The organism is Streptomyces sp. NPDC057438 (assembly GCF_042802995.1).
Lineage (GTDB): Bacteria > Actinomycetota > Actinomycetes > Streptomycetales > Streptomycetaceae > Streptomyces.
Map to the genome: position 1 here is coordinate 80673 of NZ_JBHVDD010000005.1, position 24896 is coordinate 105568.

Annotated in this window: 27 protein-coding genes; 16 read left to right on the plus strand and 11 right to left on the minus strand. The window is 72.8% G+C overall.

Annotated features, from left to right (window positions below; translation table 11 throughout):
* Positions 1 to 67 precede the first annotated feature (67 nt).
* The 3 genes from ACFU5F_RS05380 to ACFU5F_RS05390 all read right to left on the minus strand — a co-directional run bounded on the left by ACFU5F_RS05380 (position 68) and on the right by ACFU5F_RS05390 (position 3315).
* On the minus strand, positions 68 to 1207 hold the full coding sequence (locus ACFU5F_RS05380; RefSeq protein WP_383882256.1) for an ABC transporter substrate-binding protein: 1140 nt from the start codon (positions 1205 to 1207) through the stop codon (positions 68 to 70).
* Positions 1208 to 1669: 462 nt separating this feature from the next.
* On the minus strand, positions 1670 to 2263 hold the full coding sequence (locus tag ACFU5F_RS05385) for a flavoprotein (protein WP_383882258.1): 594 nt from the start codon (positions 2261 to 2263) through the stop codon (positions 1670 to 1672).
* Positions 2264 to 2286: 23 nt separating this feature from the next.
* The gene (locus ACFU5F_RS05390) at positions 2287 to 3315 is read right to left on the minus strand and encodes a response regulator transcription factor (RefSeq protein WP_383882260.1); all 1029 of its coding nucleotides are present in this window, start codon (positions 3313 to 3315) and stop codon (positions 2287 to 2289) included.
* Between the two features lie 236 nt (positions 3316 to 3551).
* On the opposite strand from ACFU5F_RS05390, the gene ACFU5F_RS05395 reads away from it, so the two are divergent.
* The 4 genes from ACFU5F_RS05395 to ACFU5F_RS05410 all read left to right on the plus strand — a co-directional run bounded on the left by ACFU5F_RS05395 (position 3552) and on the right by ACFU5F_RS05410 (position 9005).
* Entirely contained in the window at positions 3552 to 4589 is a 1038-nt protein-coding gene (locus ACFU5F_RS05395; RefSeq protein ID WP_383882263.1) for a sugar ABC transporter substrate-binding protein, read from the plus strand.
* Between the two features lie 9 nt (positions 4590 to 4598).
* Positions 4599 to 6242, plus strand: a complete 1644-nt coding sequence (locus tag ACFU5F_RS05400) for a sugar ABC transporter ATP-binding protein (RefSeq protein WP_383882265.1) — start codon at positions 4599 to 4601, stop codon at positions 6240 to 6242.
* Positions 6239 to 7231 (plus strand): ABC transporter permease, encoded by a 993-nt coding sequence (locus ACFU5F_RS05405; protein ID WP_383882267.1) that lies wholly within the window; start codon positions 6239 to 6241, stop codon positions 7229 to 7231. The genes ACFU5F_RS05400 and ACFU5F_RS05405 overlap by 4 nt, the downstream gene beginning before the upstream one ends.
* Before the next feature lie 76 nt (positions 7232 to 7307).
* Positions 7308 to 9005, plus strand: coding sequence for an amidohydrolase (locus ACFU5F_RS05410; RefSeq protein ID WP_383882270.1), 1698 nt, complete (start codon positions 7308 to 7310; stop codon positions 9003 to 9005).
* Positions 9006 to 9067: 62 nt separating this feature from the next.
* On the opposite strand, the gene ACFU5F_RS05415 is transcribed toward ACFU5F_RS05410, so the two are convergent.
* A complete protein-coding gene (locus tag ACFU5F_RS05415; RefSeq protein WP_383882273.1) occupies positions 9068 to 10009 on the minus strand; it encodes an LLM class flavin-dependent oxidoreductase in 942 nt (313 codons plus the stop codon).
* A gap of 84 nt (positions 10010 to 10093) precedes the next feature.
* Here ACFU5F_RS05415 and ACFU5F_RS05420 point away from each other — a divergent pair, with 84 nt between their 5' ends.
* From ACFU5F_RS05420 to ACFU5F_RS05430, 3 genes are all read left to right on the plus strand, one after another.
* Positions 10094 to 10666 (plus strand): MarR family winged helix-turn-helix transcriptional regulator, encoded by a 573-nt coding sequence (locus ACFU5F_RS05420; protein ID WP_383882477.1) that lies wholly within the window; start codon positions 10094 to 10096, stop codon positions 10664 to 10666.
* Positions 10667 to 10920: 254 nt separating this feature from the next.
* On the plus strand, positions 10921 to 11559 hold the full coding sequence (locus tag ACFU5F_RS05425) for a LysE family transporter (RefSeq protein ID WP_383882276.1): 639 nt from the start codon (positions 10921 to 10923) through the stop codon (positions 11557 to 11559).
* A 115-nt stretch (positions 11560 to 11674) separates the two neighbouring features.
* A complete protein-coding gene (locus ACFU5F_RS05430) occupies positions 11675 to 12121 on the plus strand; it encodes a nitroreductase family deazaflavin-dependent oxidoreductase (RefSeq protein WP_383882278.1) in 447 nt (148 codons plus the stop codon).
* A 109-nt stretch (positions 12122 to 12230) separates the two neighbouring features.
* Here the strand turns inward: ACFU5F_RS05430 and ACFU5F_RS05435 are convergent, their stop codons facing one another.
* Entirely contained in the window at positions 12231 to 13271 is a 1041-nt protein-coding gene (locus ACFU5F_RS05435) for a cation diffusion facilitator family transporter (protein WP_383882281.1), read from the minus strand.
* A gap of 106 nt (positions 13272 to 13377) precedes the next feature.
* Between ACFU5F_RS05435 and ACFU5F_RS05440 the strand changes: the two genes are divergently transcribed.
* Both ACFU5F_RS05440 and ACFU5F_RS05445 read left to right on the plus strand, forming a co-directional pair.
* Entirely contained in the window at positions 13378 to 14394 is a 1017-nt protein-coding gene (locus ACFU5F_RS05440; protein WP_383882284.1) for a glutathione S-transferase family protein, read from the plus strand.
* 34 nt (positions 14395 to 14428) lie between these two features.
* The gene (locus ACFU5F_RS05445; protein WP_012998821.1) at positions 14429 to 14725 is read left to right on the plus strand and encodes a DUF4235 domain-containing protein; all 297 of its coding nucleotides are present in this window, start codon (positions 14429 to 14431) and stop codon (positions 14723 to 14725) included.
* A gap of 56 nt (positions 14726 to 14781) precedes the next feature.
* On the opposite strand, the gene ACFU5F_RS05450 is transcribed toward ACFU5F_RS05445, so the two are convergent.
* Positions 14782 to 15174 (minus strand): VOC family protein, encoded by a 393-nt coding sequence (locus tag ACFU5F_RS05450; RefSeq protein WP_383882287.1) that lies wholly within the window; start codon positions 15172 to 15174, stop codon positions 14782 to 14784.
* A gap of 73 nt (positions 15175 to 15247) precedes the next feature.
* Positions 15248 to 15772 (minus strand): GNAT family N-acetyltransferase, encoded by a 525-nt coding sequence (locus tag ACFU5F_RS05455; protein WP_383882290.1) that lies wholly within the window; start codon positions 15770 to 15772, stop codon positions 15248 to 15250.
* Between the two features lie 97 nt (positions 15773 to 15869).
* Between ACFU5F_RS05455 and ACFU5F_RS05460 the strand changes: the two genes are divergently transcribed.
* Together ACFU5F_RS05460 and ACFU5F_RS05465 are read left to right on the plus strand one after the other, a co-directional pair.
* Complete coding sequence (locus ACFU5F_RS05460) at positions 15870 to 16232, plus strand: DUF1304 domain-containing protein (RefSeq protein ID WP_059078449.1); 363 nt, start codon at positions 15870 to 15872, stop codon at positions 16230 to 16232.
* Positions 16229 to 16801, plus strand: a complete 573-nt coding sequence (locus tag ACFU5F_RS05465) for a TetR/AcrR family transcriptional regulator (protein WP_383882293.1) — start codon at positions 16229 to 16231, stop codon at positions 16799 to 16801. The genes ACFU5F_RS05460 and ACFU5F_RS05465 overlap by 4 nt, the downstream gene beginning before the upstream one ends.
* A gap of 126 nt (positions 16802 to 16927) precedes the next feature.
* Here the strand turns inward: ACFU5F_RS05465 and ACFU5F_RS05470 are convergent, their stop codons facing one another.
* Both ACFU5F_RS05470 and ACFU5F_RS05475 read right to left on the minus strand, forming a co-directional pair.
* Positions 16928 to 18037: an NAD(P)-dependent alcohol dehydrogenase gene (locus ACFU5F_RS05470; protein ID WP_383882296.1), complete on the minus strand. Its 1110-nt coding sequence runs from the start codon at positions 18035 to 18037 to the stop codon at positions 16928 to 16930.
* Positions 18038 to 18069: 32 nt separating this feature from the next.
* Complete coding sequence (locus ACFU5F_RS05475; protein ID WP_383882299.1) at positions 18070 to 19527, minus strand: aldehyde dehydrogenase family protein; 1458 nt, start codon at positions 19525 to 19527, stop codon at positions 18070 to 18072.
* Positions 19528 to 19675: 148 nt separating this feature from the next.
* On the opposite strand from ACFU5F_RS05475, the gene ACFU5F_RS05480 reads away from it, so the two are divergent.
* On the plus strand, positions 19676 to 20104 hold the full coding sequence (locus ACFU5F_RS05480; protein WP_383882303.1) for a MarR family winged helix-turn-helix transcriptional regulator: 429 nt from the start codon (positions 19676 to 19678) through the stop codon (positions 20102 to 20104).
* Between the two features lie 170 nt (positions 20105 to 20274).
* Positions 20275 to 20658, plus strand: a complete 384-nt coding sequence (locus ACFU5F_RS05485) for an anti-sigma factor antagonist (RefSeq protein WP_383882306.1) — start codon at positions 20275 to 20277, stop codon at positions 20656 to 20658.
* 47 nt (positions 20659 to 20705) lie between these two features.
* Here ACFU5F_RS05485 and ACFU5F_RS05490 read toward each other — a convergent pair whose 3' ends face one another.
* Positions 20706 to 21656, minus strand: a complete 951-nt coding sequence (locus tag ACFU5F_RS05490; RefSeq protein ID WP_383882309.1) for a ribose-phosphate diphosphokinase — start codon at positions 21654 to 21656, stop codon at positions 20706 to 20708.
* A 195-nt stretch (positions 21657 to 21851) separates the two neighbouring features.
* Between ACFU5F_RS05490 and ACFU5F_RS05495 the strand changes: the two genes are divergently transcribed.
* Entirely contained in the window at positions 21852 to 22508 is a 657-nt protein-coding gene (locus tag ACFU5F_RS05495; protein ID WP_383882311.1) for a DUF4230 domain-containing protein, read from the plus strand.
* A gap of 366 nt (positions 22509 to 22874) precedes the next feature.
* Positions 22875 to 23516, plus strand: coding sequence for a VanZ family protein (locus tag ACFU5F_RS05500; RefSeq protein WP_383882314.1), 642 nt, complete (start codon positions 22875 to 22877; stop codon positions 23514 to 23516).
* On the opposite strand, the gene ACFU5F_RS05505 is transcribed toward ACFU5F_RS05500, so the two are convergent.
* Positions 23497 to 23733, minus strand: coding sequence for a hypothetical protein (locus tag ACFU5F_RS05505; protein ID WP_383882317.1), 237 nt, complete (start codon positions 23731 to 23733; stop codon positions 23497 to 23499). The two genes, ACFU5F_RS05500 and ACFU5F_RS05505, sit on opposite strands and share 20 nt — an antisense overlap.
* A gap of 81 nt (positions 23734 to 23814) precedes the next feature.
* Between ACFU5F_RS05505 and ACFU5F_RS05510 the strand changes: the two genes are divergently transcribed.
* A complete protein-coding gene (locus ACFU5F_RS05510) occupies positions 23815 to 24864 on the plus strand; it encodes a PHP domain-containing protein (RefSeq protein ID WP_383882320.1) in 1050 nt (349 codons plus the stop codon).
* The last annotated feature ends 32 nt before the right edge of the window (positions 24865 to 24896 follow it).

The following is a 24896-nucleotide window of genomic DNA, read 5'->3' on the forward strand; positions in this document are numbered from 1 at the left end:
GCCCGCCGAGTGTAGAGCGTGACACGTGTGACCGGGGTAAAGGAATGCGCCGTGCCCGGCGGGCAGTTCACCGTCCGGGGTGCAGCCCCAGGAAGCCCGGCGTCGGGTCGCCCTCGACCTCGCCGAAGTACAGGGCGAAGGTCTGCTTCCAGCGCTCCACGGCGGCGCGGTCCTCCATGAACCGGGGGAAGCCGTCGAGGTGGGCGTCGCGGTAGGTCCAGACGGGCTTGAGACCGCCGGCGAGGGTGACGTCGGTGCGGACGGACCAGCCGTTGAAGGAGCCCTGCTGCCGCTCGGTGGACAGCGACCAGTTGAGGTACAGCTTGGCGGCGGTGGGGTGGGCGGCCTTCCTGAGGATCGCGGCGCGCTGGCCCCAGGCCATGAAGGGGTGCCCCTCGGCCACCGCGAAGCGGGTCGGGGCGGTCGAGGGTGCGGTCAGCGAGCCGGAGCCGCCGACGCCGATGGCCTTCTGCCCGCCGTTGACCGCGACACCCGGGGTGTGCGAACCGCGGTTGAACTGCGGCTGCTGGGCGGCGAACTTCGCGATCCAGTCCCAGCCGTAGGCCTGCTGATAGAGGGAGAACAGGTAGAGCACCGCGTCGTCGTCGTGCGGGAAGGAGGAGGCGATGGCGTTCTTCCAGCGCGGGTCGACCAGTTCCTTCGGGGACCTGGGCGCGTTCCCGGCGACGGCGTCGACGCCGTACATGTAGCTGAAGGCGATGACCTGGATGGCCGTCCAGGCGCCCTGGGGGTCGCGGAAGTCCTTGTACAGCTTGGAGAATCCGGCCGGCCTGTAGGGCAGCAGCTTGCCCTGGCTCTTCCAGCGGGTGAAGTCCTGCAGTGTCTGGAGCTGCACGAGGTCGGGGACCAGGGTGCCGGTCGCGAGCTGGTTGTCGACGCGGACGTCGTGGTACTTGCTGTAGTCCACGATCATCTTCAGGTCGATGTCCGGGAAGCGGGTACGGAACGCCTGGGCGGTGAAGTCCTGCTGGCCGGCGGTGTCGCCGCCCGCGTAGATGACGAGCCTGCCGCCCTCGGCGACCGCGTCGCGGTACAGCTCGTCGAGGGAGCGGGTCTCCTCGGCGCCCGGCGCGGGGGTGCGGGAGCCGGCCGCCGACGCGGTGGCGGCGCCGGTCGCGACGAGGCCGCCGAGCGCGGCGCCCGCTCCGGTGGTGAGGACGCGTCGCCTGCTGAGACTGCTGGCCATGGGGGGAGAGGTCCTTTCGGGGCGGGGCTCGTACGGCGGTGCCGCTGCGGCGGCACGGTAAGTCTGTGACCGGCGGACCCCGCCGCGCGTCGTCCGGAAGCCGCCGGCCCGTTCAACCGTTCGGTTGAAGGAGCACCGGGGCGGAACGGACGCTCTGCACCGGGCGGTCCCGCGCATGACGGCCCTTGCCCTCCCCCCGGGTGGCTCCTCGGCCGTCCCGGCCCCGTTCGGAAGGGAACCGTGTACGCCCGGCGTCCGGCCCGCTCCGCTACACGATGACCGCCGCCGACGCCGTGGAGGTGTGCCGGCTGCTGCGTCCCCGTACCGTCGTGCCGGTGCACTACGAGGGGTGGGGGCCCCACTTCCGCGAAGGCCGGGCGGCGGCCGAACAAACCCTGGCCGGGGCACCGGGCCCGGTGCGGGACTCCTTCCGCTGGCTGCCGCTGGGCACGGCGGCGGACCTCACCGTGGGAGAGGCGTTTCCTGGGGCCTGTCGCCCGGCTCCAGCAGGTCCAGCGCCCGTTCCCAGTGGAACTCCCCGCGCCCGCCGTCCCCGTCGCCCTCACCGGCGTAGGGATCACCGAACCGGACGCCCATGCCGCGCAGCCGCTCGAGGCTCGCGCGGTAGGCCGGATGGGCGGCGAGCGCGTCGGCCACGCAGGGCAGGACGGCGAGGGGGACACCGAGGCCGGACGCCTCGCACAGGGTGCCGACCGCGAGGGTGTCGGCCAGGCCAGCGGCCCACTTGTTGACGGTGTTGAAGGTGGCGGGCGCGACCACGACGGCGTCCGGCGGCGGGAAGGGGCGCGGGTCGCCCGGCCGACGCCAGGCGGAACGGATCGGGCGGCCGGTCTGCGCCTCGACCGCCGCCGTGTCGAAGAACCCGCCCAGGGCGACGGGCGTCGCGATGACCCCGACCTCCCAGTCCCGCTCCTGCGCGGCGGTGATCAGCTTGCTGACCTCCACGGCGATGCCGGCGGCACAGACGACGACGTAGAGGAAGGGTGCCCCGCCCCGTCCGGAGCGGGCGCCGGCCGTGTTCGCGGTGGCAGTCACCCGTCGACCCTACCCACACCGGATCACCGTCCGGGCGGTCCCTCGACGAAACGTTCGACGTCCTCGGCGGTCGGCCGGAGCAGTCCGTCGCGTACGGCGAGGGCCGTGGCCTCGGCGCGGGAGGCGGCGCCGGTCTTGCGCAGCAGATGCTCGACGTGGGTGTGCACGGTGCGCGGGGACAGGAACAGCGCCTGGGCGATGGCCTGGTTGGTCATGCCGGTGGCCGCCCGGGTGAGCACCTCCAGCTCCCGCGGACTGAGCCCGTACGGCAGCGGGGCGGGCATCTCGTGCACGAGGACGGCCCGGCGGACGACCGCCGAACCGAGCGTGTGGCGGCGGACGGTGACCCGGTACCAGTCGGGGCCGACGGGCCAGAGCAGGCGCAACCGGGTGCCGCCCGAGTCGGCGAAGGCGCGCACGAGACGGCGGAACTCGGTGTCCCGGAGGACCAGGGCGGGGTCCCGGCCGGGGAGTTCGAGGAGGTCGTCACCGACGGACAGGCTCACCCCGCCGTCCGCCGGGAGGTCGGGGAGGGCGCCCGCGTGCGCGGTGGGGTCGGCGAGGACGCCGAGGGCCGGCAACAGGGAGGCCAGCAGGTGGCGGGTGCCGGTGTCGTAGGCGTCGGGGGTCGCGGTGGAGAGGGTGATCAGGCCGACGAGGCGGCCGTGGTGCCGCAGGGCGCCGGTGACCGCGTCGCGGACGCCGGCCGGGCGCATGCGTTCGGCGTAGAACCAGCCGTCGCGGTAGCGCTCGCCCGGGTCCTCGACGTCCTCGCAGATGGACGGCGGTATCTCGCTGCGCAGGACGTTGGCGTACCAGGGGGTGGCGACGAACTCGGCGGCCAGGGCGGCGGACACGTCGGCGTCGTAGCCGAGGCCCGCGACCTGGACGTGGGTGCCGGTGATCGGGTCGATCTCCAGGAGGGTGGCGGCGTCGAGGGGCAGGGCGCGGCCGAGTTCGTGGAGGGCCTCGGCGCAGGCGGAGGCGGTGTCGCGTTCACGGGTGAGCATGCCGATGCGGGCGGCGGCGGCGAGCTGGTGGTGGGTGAGCATGCGAGCCTCCCGGGGCCGCCCCGAGACCGATCAGGTCGTTTGAGCCCTAACGATAGAGCGGCTCCGACAGGTGGACAAGGCACGCACCGGACCCGTGACCCACGCGACCGCCCCCTCGCCCGCCGCGCGCACTCGGTATTTGTACGGATGGTGGGGCGGGGCGCCGGGGTCTTTCCTGTTCGGCACAGCATGTCGCCCGCCGTCGGCGGGCCCCGCCACCCTTGGAGATCCCCGCCATGAGCAGACGCCCCCTCACCGTCACCCCGGCCTCACGCAGGCAGTTCCTCGCCTGGTCCGCCGGCGCCCTCACCGCGACCGGGCTGGCCGCCACGGGCTGCAGCGCCCCGGAGAGCGGCTCCGGTTCGGCGAAGGCGGCGGGCGCGTCCCCCTCCACCCGCAAACTCACCCAGATCGGCCTCGACTACCCCTTCACCCAGATCCCGCTCTACAGCACCCTCGTGAAGCTGTCGACGGCCGCCGCGAAGAAGCACGACGTCAAGCTGCTGACGACGAGCGACGCGAGCAACCCCGACACGCAGGCCAGCAACCTCAACGCCTGGGTCACACAGAAGACGCAGGCCATCGTGTCGTTCCCGATGGTCTTCGAGGCCACCGAGGCGATCGCCAAGGCCGCCCTGGACGCCGGCCTGATCTGGGTGACGTACGGCGGGACGCTGGAGAGCCAGAGCGCCGACATCCGGTTCAGCTTCCGCGAGAGCGGCACGCTGCTCGGTGAGTCGGCGGCGAAGTGGGCCGCCGAGGCGCTGAACGGGAAGGGGAAGATCGCGTTCCTGGTCGACAACACGATCGACCTGGGCCGGGAGCGCACCAAGGGCATGATCGACGCGTTCACCAAGCTCGCGCCCGGGGTCGACGTGGTGGCGCAGGAACAGGCCATCGACCCCGACACGGGTCTGTCGAAGTCCACCGCGCTGCTCGCCAAGCACCCCGACCTGAACATCATCCTCGGCGTCACGGACGCGGCGGCGTACGGCGGGTTCAAGGCGCTGCAGCAGGCCGGACGCAAGAACGGCGACCGGAAGACGTTCGTCGGCGGCCAGGACGGTTCGGCCCCCTCCCTCCTCGCCATCAAGCAGGGCACGTTCTACCGGGCCTCCGCCGCCCTCGCCCCGCTGGACATCTCCAACGCCATCGTCGACGTCCCGCTCGCGGTCGCCGCCGGGAAGGCGGACCCGAGCGTCGACGTGCCGGTGAAGCTGGTCCAGCGCGGCGACACGGCGGAGATCGACGCGCTGCTCGCCCAGAACGGGTAGGGCCGCGCGATGTCCGACACGAACGGCAGCCACGGGGCGGCGGGAGCGGCGAACCCGCCGAACCTGCGGATCAGCTCCCTGAGCAAGTCCTTCGGCGGGGTGCGGGCGCTGGACGGGGTGGACCTGACCGTGCCCGCCGGGCAGGTGCACGCCCTGCTCGGGCACAACGGCGCCGGCAAGTCCACGCTGATCAAGTGCCTCGGCGGGGCGTTCCCGCCGGACGCCGGGACGATCGAGGTGGGAGGTGTCCCGTACACCCGGCTCAGTCCGCGCGAGTCGATCGCGGCCGGGGTGGCGATCATCTTCCAGACGCTCAGCGTCGTGGACTCGCTGACCGTCGCCGAGAACATCTTCCTCGGCCAGGAGTGGACCCGGCACGGCCGGATCGACCGCCGGGCCCAGGAGAAGGTGGCCGCCGAACTCCTCGACCGGGTCGCCGCGAGCTGCTCACCGCGCGACCGGGTGGCTGAACTGCCCATGGGGCAGAAGCAGTTGGTCGAGATCGCCAAGGCGCTCAGCCGCAGCGCCTCGGTCCTGGTCCTGGACGAGCCGACGGCCGCCCTCTCCGGCACCGAGAGCGACGCCCTCGCCACCCGGGTGGAGGACCTGCGCACCCAGGGCCTCGCCATCGTCTACGTCACCCACCTCCTGGCGGAGGTCGAACGTCTGGCCGACGCGGTGACCGTGCTCCGCGACGGCCGGGTCGCCCACCACGCGGCGACCGGGAGTCACCACCGCCGCGACCTGGTGGCGGCGATCACGGGCGGGCGGGCGGCCGGCGCGACGACGGCTGCGGGTGGGGGTGCCGACGTCGCCGTTCCGGGGCGGCGGGGCCCTGCCCGGCCCGCCCGCCTCACCGTCCGCGAGCTGCGCGGCCCCGGCTTCGGCCCGGTCGACCTGACGGTCGCCGAGGGGGAGATCGTCGGGCTGTACGGGCTCATCGGGTCCGGGCGTACGCGGGTGCTGGAGACCCTGTTCGGCAGGCGCCGCGCGTCCGGCGGGTCGGTCCGGGTCGGCGAGCGGGCCGTCTCCGCGTCCCGTCCCGCCGACGCGCTGGCCGCGGGCATCGCGCTCGTACCGGCCGACCGGCGGGCGCAGGGGCTGTTCGCGGGCCTGAGCGCCCAGGACAACGTGCTGCTGCCGAGCGTGCGGACACTCGCCCGGCGCGGGGTGCGCGCGCTCGGCACCGAGCGGCGGGTGTTCGGCGCGCTCGCCGGGGCCGTCGGGCTGCGGCCGGCGCGGCCGGGGCTCCCGGCCTCGGCGTTCTCCGGCGGCAACCAGCAGAAGCTGCTGCTCGGCCGCTGGATCAACGAGGCGCGCGCCGTCGACGTCCTGCTCCTCGACGAGCCGACCCAGGGCGTCGACGTCGGCGCCCGCCAGGAGATCTACGACGTCGTCTCCTCGCTCGCCGCCGAGCGCGGCACGGCCGTGCTGTTCGCCTCCAGCGATCCGGAGGAGGCGGCCGTTCTCGCCCACCGCTGTCTGGTGGTCGACCGGGGCCGGGTCGTCGCCGAGCTCTCCGGCGCCGGCCTCACCGAGGAGTCCCTGCTGGCCGCCGTCCACGACGCGGGACCGGCGGCACGGGGTCCGGACCACAGCCAGGACGGCGATCCCACCGCGTCCCCCGCCCCGTCCCACGAAGGAGCAGCATGACCACCGTGACCGCCGCCGAGCGCGTCGCCCCCGGCCCGCGCGCGCTGGCCGCGCACGGCCTGGCGACCGTGCGACGCAATCCCCTGATCGTCGTCCTCGCCCTGCTGGTGCTGGTGTTCCAGCTGTCCACCGGCAGCTTCCTCGACCCCGGCAACCTGCGCGGGATCGCCACCGACGCGGCCGCCCTCGCGATCGTCGCCGTCCCCCTGGCCCTGCTGGTCATCAGCGGCTATCTGGACCTGTCCGTCGGCTCGACGCTGGCGCTCGGCGCCCTCACGGCCGGCTGGCTCGCGGGCGAGCAGGCCCAGTCACCCGTGGTCGCCGTCCTCGGGGCGCTGGCCGTCGGCGCGGCGGTCGGCGCCGTGAACGGGGTGCTCTGCTGCTATCTGGGGCTGTCCCCGTTCATCGTGACGCTGGGCATGCTGGCGGCCGTGCGGGGCCTCGCCCAGCAGCTGTTCCCGCTGCCCCTCAGCGGCTTCGGCGACGGTTTCGCCTGGCTGGGCGGGGCGCGGATCGCCGGGATCGCGGCGCCCGTGGTCGTCGCCGCCGCCGTCCTGGCCGCCGGGGCGCTGTTCCTGGCGTACACGCCGACCGGACGGCACGTGTTCGCGATCGGGGTCAACCGGGAGGCCGCGTACCTCTCCGGCATCGACGTCCGCCGTACGCCGTTCGCGCTGTTCGTCGTCACGGGTACGGCCGCCGCGCTGGCCGGGGCGATCAAGGCGTCCGTGCTGGACAGCGTGGTCGCGGGCACCTCGGGCACGGGTTTCGAACTGACCGTGCTCACGGCGGTGCTGCTGGGCGGGGTCGCGCTGAGCGGCGGCTCCGGTTCGGTTCTCGGGGTACTGCTCGGCGTGCTGTTCCTGGGTTGCCTGCAGAACGGGCTGACACTGCTGAGCGTGCCGACGTTCTGGCAGCAGATGGCTCAGGGCGTGGCCCTGGTGGCGGGCGCCGCGCTCGCCTACTTCGGCCCACGGACGATTCGGTGACCGTCGTCCCCGGGTGTGCCGCCCCGCACCCGTTCCCTCCTTCACACCCGCACCAAGACACCTCGGAGAGGTCCTCGTGAGCGACACTTCCCCCACCCTCGTCCTGACCGGCGGTCAGGTCATCACCGTCGACGCCGGATTCACGGTCGCCGAGGGTGTGGCCGTGCGCGGCCGGGAGATCGTCGCGGTCGGCACGGACGCCGAGATGCGCGCGCTGGCCGGACCGGCGACGAGGATCGTCGAGCTGGCCGGGCGGACCGTTCTGCCGGGCATCAACGACTCGCATCTGCACGGCGCCGCGTACGGCCTGTCCAAGCCGCCGTTCGCCCTCGACGTCGGCTATCCGGCGGTCGGTTCGATCGCCGGGATCGCCGAGGTGGTGGGCGCGGCGGCGCGGGCCGCGGCGCCCGGCGAGTGGATCGTCGGCCTGGGCTGGGATCCCGGTTATCTCGCCGAGTGCCTCGCCGAGCCGGGCCGCTTTCCTCACCGCGCCGACCTGGACGCGGTGGCACCCGGCCACCCCGTCTGTCTGACCGACTTCTCGCAGCACATGGTGTGGGCCAACAGCGAGGCCCTGCGCCGCTGCGGGATCGACGCCGGTACCACGCCGCCCGACGGCGGAGTCATCGACCGTGACGACGACGGCTCGCCCACCGGCATTCTGCGCGAGGCCGCCGGCGCCCTGCTGCAGGCCGCCCTGCCCTCCCCCACGGTCGCCCAGCGCCGCCGGGCCATCCGGAACGTCGTCGCCGAACTCCACGCGCGCGGCATCACCAGTTACACCGAGCCGGGCCTCGGCCCCGGCGGCTCCGAGACCCTGTTCGGCGGGCTGAGCACCGACAACTGGACCGCGTACGCCGAACTGGCCACGGCCGGCGCGCTGCACGCCCGGGTCAGCGTCCTGCTGCTGCCCGCGCCGATCGGCGGCTCCGCCGACGACGTCCGCAAGGGCCTCGCCGAGCTCCACCGCCCCGAGTCCGCGGACCCCCGGCTGCTGAACGCCATCGGGGTGAAGATCTTCGCCGACGGGGTGCCCCCGAACCGTACGGCCTGGATGAACGAGCCCTACCTCGACGGCGGCCACGGCTCCCTGTGTGTGCACGGGCGCACGCCCGATCTCCAGGTCGACGAGCTGTTCGACATGGTCCGGGTCGCCCATGAGGCCGGTTACCAGGTGGGCGTCCATGTCACCGGTGACCGGGCCATCGACCTGGTGGTGGACGCGTTCGTGGCGGCGCAGGAGGCGGTGCCGCGCGACGACGCCCGGCACTACGTCATCCACGGCGACTTCATCGGCGCCGGCAGCCTCGCCCGGCTGGCCGCGCACGGCTACGGCGTGAACATGAACCCGGCCATCAAGTGGACGATCTCCGACCTGATGGCGGACGTCGTGGGCTCGGAGCGGTCGGCGTACCAGTGGCCCGCGCGCTCGGCCTTCGACGCGGGGCTCGCGGTGTGCGCCAGTTCGGACGCGCCGATCACCGAGCCCGACTGGCGACAGGGCGTCGCCGGGATGCTGCTGCGCGAGTCGAAGGCCAGCGGCCGGGTCAGTGGTCCGGAACAGCGCGTGGAGCTCGCCGAGGCGCTGCGGGCGTACACGATCAACCCGGCTCGGCAGGACTTCGCCGAGACGTGGAAGGGGTCCGTGGAGGTGGGCAAGGTGGCCGACCTGTGCGTCCTGGACCGGCCGCTGCTGGACCTCGACCCGCACGAGATCACGGAGGTCCGGGTGGAGATGACGGTGTTCGACGGCGGGGTCGTCTTCGAGCGCTGAGCGGCGGTGTGCGTGCGTGGGGCCGGTGGCGCGATGCGCTGCACCGGCCCCATGCCGTGTCCTCAGCCGGTCAGTGCCTCCACCCGGCGCATGACCTCCTTGCAGAAGGCGCCCACGCCGTCGGGGTCGTCGATGAACTGGTTGGGCTTGACGCAGAAGGTCGTGAAGCCCTGTTCCAGCTGCTCGGGTATCGAGGCGAGGGCCGCGCCGAGGTCCGCCGGGGCGTGGTCGTCGGGGAAGACGGCCTGGGTGCCGCCGATCATCTCCAGGTCGGCGGCGTTCCGTCCGACGGCGGTCATCGCCTCGGCGAGCGCCTTCAGGTCGTCCGGGGTGGGCCGTCCGAGGGGGTGGTAGCCGTGGCCGTGGCGGACGAGCCGGCGCAGTACGGGGCCGTGCAGGCGCTGTCCGCCGAACCACAGCCGCGGGCCCTCGGGGCGGTATGCCTTGGGCTCGAAGTAGACGTCCCGGAAGGGGTAGTGCTCGCTGTCGTGGGAGATCGGGGACGGTCCCCATGCCTTCGCCCAGACCGCCAGGTGTTCGTCGAGCAGCCGGCCGCGGGCGCCGAAGGGCACGCCGAGCGCGTCGTACTCGTCCCTGCTCCAGCTGACCGTGGGCTGCACCAGCAGCCGTCCCTCGCTCAGCAGGTCGAGGGTGCCCAGCTCGCGGGCCATCAGCAGGGGGTGGCGCAGCGGGGCGAGGACGGCCGCGGCGGCCAGGCGCAGGCGCTCGGTGACGGAGGCGATGGAGGCGAGCAGCAGCAGGGAGTTGGGCCAGGGGGTGTAGGGGTCCTGGTTGCCGGGGAGGGCGTAGTCGCGGGGGTTGCCCATGATGCCGTCGGCGGCGGCGTCGGGGCCGAGCACGATGTGTTCGCTCACCATGACGGAGTCGAACCCGGCGTCCTCGGCCTCACGGGCCCACCGTACGGCGGCGGGCAGGTCGGCCCGGCCTCCGGTGAGGGTCCAGTTCTCGCTGAGGACCAGCAGCATGCGGGGGGTGGTGCTCATGGCGGTTTCCTTCTCCTCCGTACAATTTTGATGCCGAATGACCGAACCATCGACCTGTCCGCACCGACGATTCGAGGAGCCCCCGTGCCCGGCCAGCGATCCATCACCGAAGCCGAGAAGCTCGCCGCGGCGAAACTGGGGGACTTCTCCATCCGCCGGGACCAGATGGCGGCCGTGGCGAACATCTACCGGGCCGCCTCGGCGGTGCGGCAGCACCTGGAGAACTCCGTGCTGCGCGGCTCCGACCTGACGTGGACGGCGTTCGTGGTGCTGTGGGTGGTGTGGGTGTGGGGCGAGTCCGAGACCCGGCACGTGGCCGAGGAGGCGGGCATCTCCAAGGGCACGCTCACGGGGGTGGCCCGCACGCTGGAGTCCCGTGGGCTGGTGCGGCGGGCTGCCCATCCGACGGACGGACGGCTGGTGCTGCTGGCCCTCACCGACCAGGGCGAGGAGCTGATGCGCCGGGTGTTCCCGGCCTTCAACGAGGAGGAGACCTTCGTCACCGGGCAGCTCAGCGACACCGAGTGCAGGAGCCTCGCGGAGGGACTGCGCAGTGTCGTGCTGCAGGTCGAGGAGCACGGTGAGGACCGCCGCCGCGCGCTGCTGAACGGCGCCGAGCCCGCGCCCCGCCGCAGTGGACGGCGTCCGAAGGCGTGAGGCCCGCGCGGACGGCGCGCTCGTGGCGTCCACCCGTCCGCCCCCCTCATATCGTTTGGATGCAAACAAAGTAGGCAGACGGGGAACCCTGGTCAAGAGCCCGCGGTAAAGGGATTGCGGGGACGCCGCCCCCGGCCCGACGATCTGCGCATGCACACCATCGACGCCTCCCTGCCCCTGACCTTCGCCACCGCCTCGCCGGTGCGGGGCCAGCAGCAGTCCGGCCGACCGTGGGGACCGACACCGCCCCGGTCATGACGGCCGCGCTGGTCGCCGGACTGCTGGCCGGCTATGGCATCGCCGTCCCGGTCGGAGCGGTCGCGACCTATCTCGTCTCCCTCACCGCCCGTACGTCCCTGCGGACCGGCGCCTGCGCCGCGCTCGGCGTGGCGACGGCCGACGGCCTGTACGCCCTGCTCGCCGCCCTCGGCGGTACGGCCCTCGCCGCCGCCCTCCAGCCGGTGCTGGCACCCCTGCGCTGGGTCTCCGCCCTGGTGCTCCTGGTCCTGGCGGCACGCGGCGCGGTGACGGCCCTGCGCCAGTACCGCGCCGGACGGCTCACCATCCGCACACAGCGGGACCCGGTGAGCCCGGCCCGCGCCTACGTCGCCCTCCTGGGCATCACCCTCCTCAACCCCACCACCGTCGTCTACTTCGCCGCGCTCGTGCTCGGCAGCCGCGCCACGGACGCCGTCAGTCCCCTGGAACAGGGGGTGTTCGTGCTCGCCGCGTTCCTCGCCTCCGCGAGCTGGCAGCTGCTGCTCGCGGGCGGCGGCGCCCTGCTCGGCCGGGCCCTGACCGGACACCGGGGGCGCCTGGTGACGGGTCTGCTGTCCAGTGCCGTGATCGCGGTCCTGGCCGTGCTCATGCTGCTGCCGCCGTCCGGTGGGTGAACGGTGCGGAAGGCGGGCGGATCCCGTGCCCGTGCGGCGCGAGGAGGATGAAACCGGGAGCGGCCCGTGTTGAACGCGGGGAGCAGCCCGGACACGACGACAAGGGACGGATGCCATGCCACTAGAGGGCGAGTACGAGCCCAGCCCGACGCAGTGGGTGCGCGAGCAGGTCGAGTTGTACGAGAGCTCGGGCGGGACCCGGGGGACCACATTGCGGGACACGGGCCTGCCGGTCATCGTGCTCACCACGCGCGGCGCACGGAGCGGCAAGCTCCGCAAGACGCCGCTGATGCGGGTGGAGCACGAGGGGCGGTACGCGGTCGTGGCCTCGCAGGGCGGCGCGCCCAAGCACCCGGTCTGGTACCACAACCTCAAGTCCGATCCGCTGGTGGAGCTGCAGGACGGACCCGCGCGGCAGGAACTGACCGCGCGGGAGGTCACCGGGGACGAGAAGACCCAGTGGTGGGAGCGCGCGGTCGCCGCGTATCCGCCGTACGCGGACTACCAGAGGAAGACCGACCGGGAGATCCCCGTCTTCGTGCTGGAGCCCGCGGCGGGCTGACGGCCGCCGGGCGCCCCGCCCGAGGTGAGCGGCGCCGCGGGCACCGGCCGGCGCGGGGAAAATACTTCGACCCGCCCGCATGACCGCCCGCGCACCGGGCACCCGGGTCTCAGGCCCCGCCGCGTTCCCCCGTCGCGGCGGGGCTTTCCCCTGCCCGCTCCCCCGGCCCCGTCCGCTCCGTCACGTCGAGGAAGATCTGGTCGGCCTCGGGGACGATGTGGGCGATGGAGGCCTTGATGCGCACGGCGACCAGCTCGACCTCCTCGCTGTCGAGGCCGGGGACGAGGTCGACCCGGGCGGCCACCAGGGTCGAGTCCAGGCCGAGCTGCATGGTGAGCAGGCCCTCGACGCTGTCGATCTCGGGCTGTGCCGCCAGCAGGGCACGGATCTTCCGGCTGGCCTCGTCGTCGGCGGCTACCCCGATGAGCTGTTCGCGGGCGTCCCGCCCGAGCCAGTAGGCCACGTACACCAGCAGCGCCCCGATCGCGAACGAGGCGGAGGCCTCCCAGACGACCTGGCCGGTCACCATGTGCAGGGCCATCCCGGCGATCGCGAGGGTCACACCGAGCACCGCCGTGCCGTCCTCGGCGACGACCGTGCGCAGCGCCGGGTCCCGGAGCCCGCCGACACCGCCCTGGCCGCGCACCTGGTGCAGGGCGCGGAGCAGCGAGGCGCCCTCGGAGAGCAGGGCCACGCCGAGGACGGCGATGCCGGCGACATACCCGTCGTAGGACTCCGCGCTCTCGGACGTCAGGGCGTGGACCGCCTGGTAGAAGGAGAAGCAGCCGCCCATCACGAAGATGCCGACGGCGGCGAGCAGCGACCAGAAGAAGCGCTCCTTGCCGTAGCCGAAGGGGTGCCGGCTGTCGGCGGGGCGGCGGCTGCGGCGCAGCGCGGCGAGGAGGAAGACCTCGTTCAGGCTGTCGGCGACCGAGTGGGCGGCCTCCGACAGCAGCGCCGGTGATCCGGCGAGCAGTCCGCCGACGGTCTTGGCCACCGCGATCACCAGGTTGGCCCCGAGGGCGACGAGGACGGTGATCCGCGTCCTGCGGTCCTCCCGCGCCTTGCTCTCGTCATGGGTCCCCGGCCCTTGGAGCGCCGCCCCGCCCCGGTCGTCCGTCGTCTCCGTGTCTGCTGGTGTCCATGTCACGTTCGCCGCTTGCCCCGGCCCGTCGCAGTCACACCGTGGGTGTCGCGGAATTCGGGGAACTCTCCTCAGGGCATACGTATCCGGACGGACCGGGAGGTCGGACGGCATGAGTGTCGGCGAGGGCAACGAGGCGTACGGGAGGGAACCGTTCAAGCGGTCCAGGAGCCACTTCACGGACCGTGTCACCGCCGACGGCCGGGACGGCCGGCCCGTGGAGGCGGGCCGCTACCGGCTGGTCGTCAGCCGGGCCTGCCCCTGGGCGAGCCGGGCGGTGATCTCCCGGCGGCTGCTGGGCCTGGAGGACGCGCTGTCGATGGCCGTCGCCGACCCGATCCAGGACGACCGCAGCTGGCGGTTCACGCTGGACCCGGAGGGCCGCGACCCGGTCCTCGGCATCCGGTTCCTGAAGGAGGCGTACGACGCCCGGGAGAGCGACTACCCGGGCGGGGTCAGCGTCCCCGCGCTCGTGGACGTGCCGAGCGGGGAGCTGGTCACCAACGACTACCAGCGGCTCACGCTCGACCTCGCCACCGAGTGGACGGCCCTGCACCGCGAGGGCGCGCCGGACCTGTACCCGCGGGCGCTGCGCGACGAGATCGACACCGTCATGGCCGAGGTGTACGAGGACGTCAACAACGGCGTGTACCGGGCGGGCTTCGCCACCGGGCAGCAGGAGTACGAGGAGGCCTGTGCCGCGGTGTTCCGGCGGCTGGAGGCGTTGTCGGACCGGCTGTCCCGGCAGCGCTACCTCGTCGGGGAGACGATCACGGAGGCGGACATCCGGCTGTTCACGACGCTGGTGCGTTTCGACCCCGTCTACCACGGTCACTTCAAGTGCAACCGCCGGAAGCTGACGGAGGACCGGGTGCTGTGGGCGTACGCCCGTGATCTCTTCCAGACCCCCGGGTTCGGCGACACCGTCGACTTCGACCACATCAAGCGGCACTACTACCAGGTGCACACGGGCATCAACCCGACCGCCGTGGTGCCGCTGGGGCCCGATCTGACGGGGTGGCTCACGCCCCACGGCCGCGAGGACCTCGGCGGCCGCCCGTTCGGCGACGGGACGGCCCCCGGGCCGGTGCCCGCCGCCGAGGTCGTGGCCCCGCAGGGTCGTCCCTGACCACGACATCACCGCACGCAAGAAGGAGGAGCAGATGTCCAAGAAGAAGAAGCTCCCGCTCGCCTACCAGCCGCTGGGCTTCGCCCTCGGCTGGGCGGGCGGCGCGCTGGCCTCGCTGGCGTTCCGCAAGACCTGGAAGCTGATCCGGCACGAGGACGACGCGCCCGACGCGCTGGACCGGGACCGCGGCTGGGGCGAGGTGCTGCTCGCGGCGGCCGTGCAGGGCGCGATCTTCGCCGTCGTGCGCAGCGCGGTGGACCGCACGGGGGCGAAGGCCATCGAGCGGTCCACCGGGGTGTGGCCGGCCACCGAGAAGGGCGGCCGGGACTGACGGCCGGGCAGGTCCGGTGACCCGCGGACGGGGTCACCGGGCCCGCCCCGGACACGTCAGCCCTGTTTCGGGGCCGTGGGGTGTTCGCGGCGCAGGGTGAAGGAGTGACCGGCCGGGTCGGAGTAACCGCGCTCCTCGAACGGCCCGGCCGGCTCCTTGGTGTCCACCGGACGCCCGCCGAGCGAGACGATCCGCCGCTCGGCCTCGTCGAGGTCGTCGACGTAGAAGTCCAGGTGGGCCTGGAGGGAGTTCTCGGGGCGGGGCCAGCTGGGCGGGGTGGCGTTGACGTCCCGGCGGAACGCCATCCGGGCGCCGCAGGCCGCCTCGATCTCCACGCGGTTGGCGGTGGCGTCCGTCTCCTCGGCGTCGAGCAGCTCCTTGTAGAACACCGCGAGTTTCTCCGGCTCGGCGCAGTCCAGCACCACCAGGCCCGCCTGTACCAGTGCCATGTCTCCTCCGTACGGGATCCCGGGCGCGGGGGACGGTCCGCCGCCGCCCATACGCTCCCCGGGTACCCGCCGGCTACAGATTCAGCCGCAGCGTGAGCGCCTGGGGCCGGAACAACTCCCTTTCGTGGAACCGGGTGCCGTCCGCGTTGGCCGCCGAGGCGGTCACCTCCGCATACGCCGCACCGCGCTCGCGCGCCCACGCGAGAAAGCCGTCGACCAGCCGGGCCCCGACCCGGCCGCGCCGGTACTCCGGCCGGACGTGGAGCGCCATGAGGGTGGCCGACACGACGGGCCGCATGGCGGAGGCACCGGCCGTCGCCCCCGACAGATGCCCCACCACCTCGTCGCCGTGCAGCGCGGCGAGCAGCAGGCGGCCGGGGTCCCGTTGGACGGCCGCGAAGGCTTCGGCGCCGTACTCGCGCGGCCAGTCCACGTTCAGGCCGGGGTCCCGCTCCCCGCCGTCCTCGGCGAACAGCCGGGAGCTGGAGACGACGATCCCCGGTATGTCCTCGGTGCGGGCGCGCCGCACGATCACCTCTTGGTCGCTCATGGACGCGAACCCGGCGCCCGGGTCGGACATCACCGTGGCGGTGGTCACAGGTTCACCCGGTGGACTTCCTGGACAGGCGTCCAGTTATAGTGGACACCTGTCCAAGAAGTTCGGAAGTTCGAGTGAGCTACGGAGACGGTTGACCATGGAGATCCTGGCGAACGTGCTGGTCGCGCTGGTGGCCCTGCTGCACGCGTACATCCTGGTGATGGAGATGTTCCTGTGGCAGAAGAAGCAGGGGATGTCCTTCCACGGCATGGACGCGGAGATGGCCAAGCGCACCGCGGCGATGGCCGCCAACCAGGGGCTCTACAACGGCTTCCTCGCCGCCGGTCTGGTGTGGGGCCTGATCGCCGGTGACCCGACCGGGTACCGGGTCCAGATCTTCTTCCTGGCCTGTGTGATCGTCGCCGGCGTCTACGGCGCCGCCACCGCCAACCGCCGCATCCTCGTCGCCCAGGCCCTCCCCGGCGCGCTCGCCCTGGCCGCCGTCCTCGTCGCGGGATGACCCCGGAGGAACCCCGGCCCACCGAGGACCCCCGGACCGCCCGCACCCGGGCCAAACTGCGCAGGGCCCTGCTCGACGAGTGCGCCACGCACCCCTTGCACGAGATCGGCGTGACCGCGCTGGCCCGCCGGGCGGGGGTCGGCCGGGCCACGTTCTACGTGCACTACCCGGACCTGGAGGCGCTGGCCGTCGACGCCTGCGCCGATGTCGTACGGGAGGCGGTGGAGGCGCTGCACGCCTGGCGGGGGCGCCCCGACCCGGTGCGGGCGCCGGCGGCGCTGCCGGAGTTCTTCGCCGGCCTGGCCCCGCACGCGGCCCTGTACCGCGCCCTGTTGGCGCCGGGCGGCGGCGGGCCGCTCGGCCTGGTCCTGCACCGGGACCTGCGCGCCTACAGCCTCCGCGAACGCGAGCTGGCGGGGGCCGCGGACGCCCCGCTGGTGGCCTCGGCCGTGGCGGCCACCTTCGCCGGAGTGCTCGCGGACTGGCTGCACGGCCTCCTCGACGGCACCCCCCAGGAGATCGCCGACCAGGCGTGGCAGCTGCTGGTCGCCCTGCACCGCAGCAGGTGACACCACACCCGCCGAACGGGCGACGGCCCTGTGGGGTGATCCGGTGAGCGGATCACCCCCAGGGCCGGGGTCACGCGGGGAGGACGTACCCCGGCGGAAGATGGCTCCTCGGGACGCCGGAACCCGTCAGAAGGTCAGCACGGGCTTGATGCTCCTGCCGCCGCTCATGTCGGCGACCGCCTGACCGATGTCCTCGAACTTGTAGCGGCTGATCAGCCGGTCGAGCGGGAGCTTGCCCTCCTTCACCAGCTGGACGAGGACCGGGATGGCGGTCTGGATCTCGTTGTCGCCGAGGGTGAGTCCGACGACGCGCTTGCCGCCGAGCATGCCGTTGACGTCGAGGGAGACCTCGGTGCCGAACGGCGGGGCGCCGACGATGACGAGGGTGCCGCGCGCGGCGAGGGCGTCGACGCCCTTGCGGAGCACGAAGACGCTGCCGGTGGTCTCGACGACGCCGTCGGCACCCCGGCCGCCGGTGATCTCCATGACCGCCTCGGTGATGTCGGCGACCTCGCCCGCGTTCACCGTGTGGGTGGCGCCCAGCTCCTTGGCCAGGTCCAGCCGCTCACCGACCTTGTCGACGGCGATGACGGTGGTCGCGGGGGTGAGGGCCGCCGCCATCACGGCGGAGAGGCCGACAGCCCCGGCGCCGAGGACCACGAGGGTGCTGCCCGCGCGGGGCTCCAGCACGTTCCAGACGGCGCCGACACCGGTCTGGACGCCGCACCCGAGCGGGGCGATGGAGTCCAGGGGGACGTCCGGGTCGACCTTGACGAGACCGCGCTCGTCGACCAGGGCACGCTCCGCGAAGGAGGACTGGCCGAAGAAGTGGCCGCCCAGCTCCTGCCCGTCGCGGCTGATGGTGCCGCTGCCGTCGGCGCGGCGGCCGCCGATCAGGTTCAGCGGCAGCCAGGTGGCGCAGTACGCCGGGTGCCCGTCCCGGCAGTTCCCGCAGGTGCCGCACGAGGTGAACGACAGCACGACGTGATCGCCGGGGACGACGGAGGTGACGCCCGGGCCGACGGCCTCCACGACACCCGCGCCCTCGTGGCCGAGGACGCCGGGCAGCGGGAAGGGCAGCCCGCCGCTCGCGACCCCCAGGTCGGTGTGACACAGCCCGGCGGCGACCATCCGGACCAGGACCTCGCCCGGCGCCGGATCGTCGAGGACGACGTCGGAGAGGGTGAAGGGGGCGCCACCGGACTCGACCACGGCGGCGCGTGTGGTGATGGACATGCTCGTGAACTCCTTCGCTTCCGGGGGTGCGCTCAGTCGAGCGAGACGACGACGGACTTGACCTTGGTGTAGGACTCCAGGGCCTCGGGGCCGTACTCGCGGCCGAAGCCGGAGGCCTTCACGCCTCCGAAGGGCACGGCGGGGTCGAGCATCGGCCAGTCGTTGACCCAGACGATGCCCGCCTGGAGCCGGGCGGCGACGCGGTGGGCGCGGGTGAGGCTGGTGGTCTGGATGCCGGAGGCCAGGCCGTACGGCGTGGAGTTGGCCAGCTCGACGGCCTCGTCCTCGGAGTCGAAGGGCTGCACGGTGAGGACCGGCCCGAAGACCTCCTCCTGGACGACCCGGGAGTCGTTGGCGAGGTCGGCGATGACGGTGGGCTTGTAGTAGTAGCCGCCGTTCAGGTCCAGGCGCTCGCCGCCGCACACGATCCGGCCGCCCTCCTTGCGGGCCAGTTCGACGTACTCCTCGACCTTCTTCAGGTGCCGTTCGCCCGCCATCGGGCCGATGACCGTCTCGGGCTGCCGGGGGTCGCCGATCGGCACGCCGGGCACCGCCTCGGCGAGGATCCCGAGCACGGTGTCGTGGACCGACCGGGCGACCAGCAGACGGGGGCCGCCCATGCAGAACTGGCCGGTGTTGAAGACGAAGCCCTTGATGATGGCGCCGATGGCCTTCTCGATGTCGGCGTCCTCGAAGACGAGGTGTGCGGCGTTGCCGCCGAGCTCCATGGTGACCTGCTTCAGGCCCTCGCCGGCGACGCTCGCCGCGTGCCGCCCGGTCGCGGTGGAACCGGTGAAGGCGATCTTGTCGACGCCGGGGTTGCGCAGCAGCGCCTCGCCGGCGACCGGGCCGGTGCCGGTGACCACGTTGAAGACGCCGTCCGGGACGCCGGCCCGCTGCAGGAGGTCCGCCATGTAGAGGGCGCTGAGCGGGGTCTCCTCGGCGGGCTTGTGCACGATCGTGTTGCCGGCCGCCAGCGCGGGAGCGATCTTGGAACCGGCCAGGATCAGCGGGAAGTTGAACGGGGTGATCGCGCCGACCACACCGATCGGCCCGCGCCTGGTGTAGGCGAGGCGGTTGTCGGGGACGTCGCGGGCGGAGCCGTCCAGGGACCAGGCGAGGGAGGCGTAGTACTCGTAGTCGTTGGCCGCGTTCGTCACGTCGACGGCGTGGGCCAGGGTGATGGGCTTGCCGACGTCACGGCTCTCCAGGGCCGCGATGTCGTCGGCGTTCTCCCGGATCAGCTCGGCCACGCGGTGCAGGATCCGGCCGCGCTCGCGGCCGCTCAGCCCGGACCACGTGCCGCTGTCGAACGCCTCACGCGCGGCGCGCACGGCGGCGTCGACATCGGCGGCGCCCGCCTCCGCGACCGTCGTGACCACCTGGCCCGTGGACGGGTCGATCACGTCGGTGCGTGCCCCGTCGGTCGCGTCGAGCCACTGTCCACCGATGAACAGCCGTCCGGGCCCGCTCTCGAAGGTGGTCGTCATTGCCCACTCCTCAGCCTTGATCCAGCCTTGATCCAGCTCTGCTCAGCGCCTGCCCGGCACTGATCGCCAAATCTTCAACAAACAGGAATCCTGTTGGTTCGCAGTCTCATTACACACAGGTTTCCTGTCAATGCCCTACGCTGACCCCATGGTCGGCACCAAGGCACCCCCCTCCCTCCTCTACATGGTCAAGCAGGTCGAGCTGATTGTCCGCTCGCACCTGGACGAGCTGGTCCGGCCGGCCGGGATCACGGCCCTGCAGTACACCTCCCTGACCGTCCTGGAGCGGCACGACGGACTCTCGGCCGCCCAGCTCGCCCGCGACTCGTTCGTGACCGCCCAGTCCACCGCGGACCTCGTGCGCAGCCTGGAGAACCGGGGCCTCGTGCGCCGGGAACGCAATCCGCGCAACCGGCGCGAGCTGCTGATCCTGCTGACCGACGAGGCGCGCGAGCTGCTCACCCGCTACGCCGAGCCCGTGCGCGAGCTGGAGGAACGCATGATCAGCGACCTCACCGCGCACCAGGCCGACCAGTTCAGACAGGCGCTGTCCAAGGCCTGGCACGCCCTGTCGTAGAGCGCTCCGCGCGAAACTCGGGACAGATTGCCTGAGAAATCAAAGACATATGTCAATCGAACATGCTGAAATTCACCCTGACGGGGGTAACTTGCAGAGCAGGGACGGGTGTTGCCCTCGGCCTGCCCTCATGTCCGTCCACATTCCGTCCGGTTGGAGGCGATGCCGTCGTGTCGAGCGACCCCACACCGCCCGCGACCGGGCACCTGCGCGTCCGCACGGACCGCGGCCGTACCGTGCTCGAACTCCATGGTGAGATCGACATCGCGGCGGCCGTGGAGATCATCCCGCACCTCGACGCGGCGACGAGCGGCCCCGGCGCCCGGATCGTGATCGACCTGCGGCACGTCGAGTTCTTCGACTGCTCGGGCCTGCGGCTGCTCTACCGGGCCCGGCAGCGGGTGCTCGACCGTGACGGCGAACTGCGGCTGGTCTGCACCCACCCGCTCACCCTGCGCGTCCTCAAGGTCACCGGCCTGGCCCGGCTGCTCCCGCCCGCCCCCACCCTGGAGGCCGCCCTGGAGCAGCCCGAGGCCGCGACCGGCACGTTATGACCCCGCCGCCGCCCACCCCTTCCCCGGGGTGACCCTCCCCCTCCCGGTCACTCCCCCGGCGCGTCGAACAGGGCGCTGACGGACTCGCCGTTGTGGATGCGGCGCACGGCCTCCGCGAGCGCGGGGGCGATGGACAGGATCCTGAGCTTGTCGGTGTGCTCCTCCACGGGGACGGGCACGGTGTTGGTGCACACGATCTCCAGGATGTCCGGCTGCGCGCTCAGCCTCTTGAGGGCACCCGCCGCGAACAGCCCGTGCGTGCACGCCACCCGGATCGAACGCGGCCCCAACTCACGCAACCGCTCCAGCAGTTCGATGACGGTACTGCCCTTGGCGATCTCGTCGTCGAGGACGATCACATCCCGCCCGGCGACCTCGCCGATCACCGAGTTGATGCTCACCCGGTCGTCCGCGAACCGCTGCTTGGCCCCCGCCGCGACCTGCGCCCCGATCATCCGCGCGAACGCCGCCGCCTCCTTGGCGTTGCCCAGGTCCGGCGAGACGACCGTCGTACGCGACAGGTCGTACTGCCGGAAGTGGGCCGCCAGCTCGCGCAGCGCGTGCAGATGATCGACCGGCACCGAGAAGAAGCCGTGCACCTGCGGTGAGTGCAGGGTCATGGCGAGGACGCGGCCGGCGCCCGCCGACACCATCAGATCGGCGACCAGCCGGCCGCCGATGGAGATCCGCGGCGCGTCCTTCTTGTCGGAGCGGGCGTACGAGTAGTGCGGCATGACCACGGTGATCCGGCCGGCCGAGGCGCCGCGCGCCGCGTCGCACATCAGCAGCAGCTCGACGAGATGCTCTTGAACCGGCGCGACCAGCGGCTGCACCAGGAACACGTCCTTCTCCCGACAGTTGGCCTGGAGCTGGACCTCAAGACAGTCGTTCGCGAAGCGGCTGACCCGGGACGGGCTCAGCGGGACCCCCAGGTGCGCGCACACCTCGTCCGCGAGCTCGGGGTGGGCGCTGCCGGTGAAGACGGCGATGTCACGCACGGTCGGCTCCTCGCAGGAACATGATCATTACGGGTTGCGCGGCTCATGCTACTGGCCGGCCCGCGTACGCCGATGGGATACGGCCGCCCGGACGGCCGCGCCGGACGGGCTGCGGACGATTACGGACAATCACCAACTCCGCGTTCCCCCACGGCCTTCGAGGGCATTCGTTGAAAGAGGAAGGAGGGCCGTCGAATGACGACGTCCATCAAGCGCACCCGTCTGCCCGGCTGGGTCAAGCTGCTCGCCGCCGTGGTCATCCTCATCGTGGTGCTGCTGGCCGCGCTGCGGATGCTGGTCTTCGGGGGACTGAAGGACGTGTTCGGCACCGAGGAGCACGACCGCTCGGGGCCCACACTCCTGAAGTCCATCCAGGACATGAGCCGCTACGACGCCGCCTCGGGCAACTTCCAGGTGGTCGTGGACCTGGAGAAGGACGCCAAGTACCTGCCCGACGCGATCCGCGGCACCCGCACCCTCTACGTCGGTGCGGGCACCGTCGATGCCTATGTCGACCTCGGCAAGGTCGGCGACGACGACGTGAAGGTCGACGAGGACCGCACGTCGGCCACCATCAACCTCCCGCACGCGCGGCTGGGCAAGCCCGCCCTCGACACCGAGCACTCCTACGCCGTCTCCAAGCAGCGCGGGCTGCTCGACCGGCTCGGCGACATGTTCTCCGACAACCCCAACGGCGAACAGGCCGTGCAGCGCCTGGCCGTCAAGCACATCGGCGACGCCGCGAAGGACAGCAGGCTCACGGACCGCGCCGAGGCCAACACCACCGACATGCTCGAAGGACTCCTGAAGTCCCTCGGCTTCAAGGAGGTGAAGGTGACGTACGGGTCCTGAGGCGGCCGGCGGGACCTGAAGTGACCCGTGGGTCCCGAGGTGCCCCCACGGCATCCGAGGCGTCCCGACGGGGACCGCGGGTCCGCGCCCTTCCCGGTACCGGGGAGGGCGCGTCGTACGTCGGCCCGACCGCCGCCTCCGTACGTCCGCGCCCTCCCTCGCCCTGCCGCTCCCGGGCGCCTCCCCGGCACCCCTCGAACGGGAGCGGGTCCCTGTCACTCCCCGCCCGGAGTGCCCAGGGCGGGCGGGGGCAAACCCGCGGGGTTCGGCGGACGGCTTCCCGCACCGGCCGGCCTGGTGGGAATCGAGGGCGGCTTCAGGGGTAACAGCTTGGGGACAGAAGGCAGTTGACATCGGGAGGGTCGCATGGCCGGCACCACGTCACGTTCCGGTTCCACGACGCGCGGCCGCCGTTCGCCGGCGTCCGCGCACGACCGACGGCCGCTCCCGCTGCTCCTGCGGCTGCTGGCGATGGCGCTGGCCTTCGTGGCCATGGTGGCGTTCGGCGTGGTACTGGCCGGACTCACCCTCCAGCCGTCCCCGGCGTCGGAGGTGCTCACTCACAGCAACCTCACTCCTGGCAGCTCGCTGCAGCTCTACTGGCACCACCCCGACCCGCGCGACGCGCTCAAGCAGGTCGGCGGGAACATCCTGCTGGGCGTGCCGTTCGGCTTCCTGCTGCCGGTGCTGGCGCCCGGGGCACGCGGCCTGCTGCGGGTGCCCGCGCTGACCGCGGTGGTGATGCTGCTGGTCGAGCTGGTGCAGGGCGCGCTCGTCACCGGACGCGCGTTCGACATCGACGACGTCATCCTCAACACGACGGGCGCGCTGCTGGGCTATCTGCTGCTGGGCCGGCGGCTCGGCCGGGCGGTGCACGCCCGGGCCCCGCGCGAGCCCGAGGCCGCACCGGCCCCGACCGCACGACGGAGGACGGCGTCCGGCCGCGCCTGGGCACAGCGTCTGCGAGTGGGCCGCCGTCGCGGGAGTGCTAGCGCGGCCTCCAAGTGAGTTTGTCGCCGCCGACCCAGCGGACCTGATCGGGGTCGTCCAGGTCGTGGACGACGACTCCGTAGGCCGCCGCGGCCTGGAGGACGTCCGTCAACGTCTTCGCCTCGCCGACCACCTGGCCGTCGATCTCCACGATCCGGAACGGCGGTGTACCGGGCTGCACCCCGAGCACCATGACCCGGGGGTGGGAAATGTAGGGGCTCGCGCTTTCGGTCATGTCCACAGCGTAGAGCGGTTCCGGCCGCCGTGCGGGTACCCGGGGACTGGGCGACGCTGGAAGCGGAAGGCTGGAGGTGCCATGGATCCCGTCGAGGCCCTGGACCGGATCGTTTTCCTGCTGGAGCGGGACCGGGCCCCCACCTATCGCGTACGCGCGTTCCGGACGGCCGCGGCCGTCCTCGGGGCGCTGTCGGCGGACGAGCTGGCCGAGCGGGCGGCGGCGGGCTCGCTGGAGTCGCTGAAGGGAGTCGGGCCCAGGACCGCGCAGGTGGCGCGCGAGGCGCTGGCCGGTGAGGTGCCGGACTATCTGCGCAAGCTGGAGCAGGGGGCCGAGGCCCCACTCACGGAGGGCGGCGCGGGCGCGGAGCTGAGGGCGCTGATCAGGGGCGACTGCCATGTGCACTCGAACTGGTCGGACGGCGGCAGCCCGATCGAGGAGATGGGCCGGACCGCCGCGCGCCTCGGCCACGAGTGGGCGGTGCTCACGGACCACTCCCCCCGGCTGACCGTCGCCCGGGGCCTGTCCCCGGAGCGGCTGCGCGAGCAGCTCGACGTGGTGGCCGCGCTGAACGAGACGTGGGCGCCGTTCCGGCTGCTCACGGGCATCGAGTGCGACATCCTCGACGACGGTTCGCTGGACCAGGAGCCCGAGCTGCTGGAGCGGCTCGACGTGGTGGTGGTGTCCGTGCACTCCAAGCTGCGGATGGACGCGCGGGCGATGACCCGGCGGATGGTCACCGCCGTCCGCGACCCGCACTCGGACGTGCTGGGGCACTGCACGGGGCGGCTCGTCACGGGGCGGGGGCGGCCCGAGTCGGAGTTCGACGCGGAGGCGGTGTTCGCGGCGTGCGCGGAGACGGGGACGGCGGTGGAGATCAACTCCCGGCCGGAGCGGCTGGATCCGCCCCGGCGGCTGGTGCGGGCCGCCGTCGAGGCGGGGGCGCTGTTCTCCATCGACACGGACGCGCACGCGCCGGGGCAGTTGACGTGGCAGCAGCACGGATGTGCCCGGGCCGAGGAGTGCGGCGTACCGGCGGAGCGGGTGGTGACCACCTGGGGCGTCGAGGAGGTGCTGGGGTGGGCGCGGGACCGGAAGGTGCCCGGCCGGGTGGGGGCGACGGGTGCCTAGGCCGCGCCCGTCCGGGGCGCGTACACGGGGGG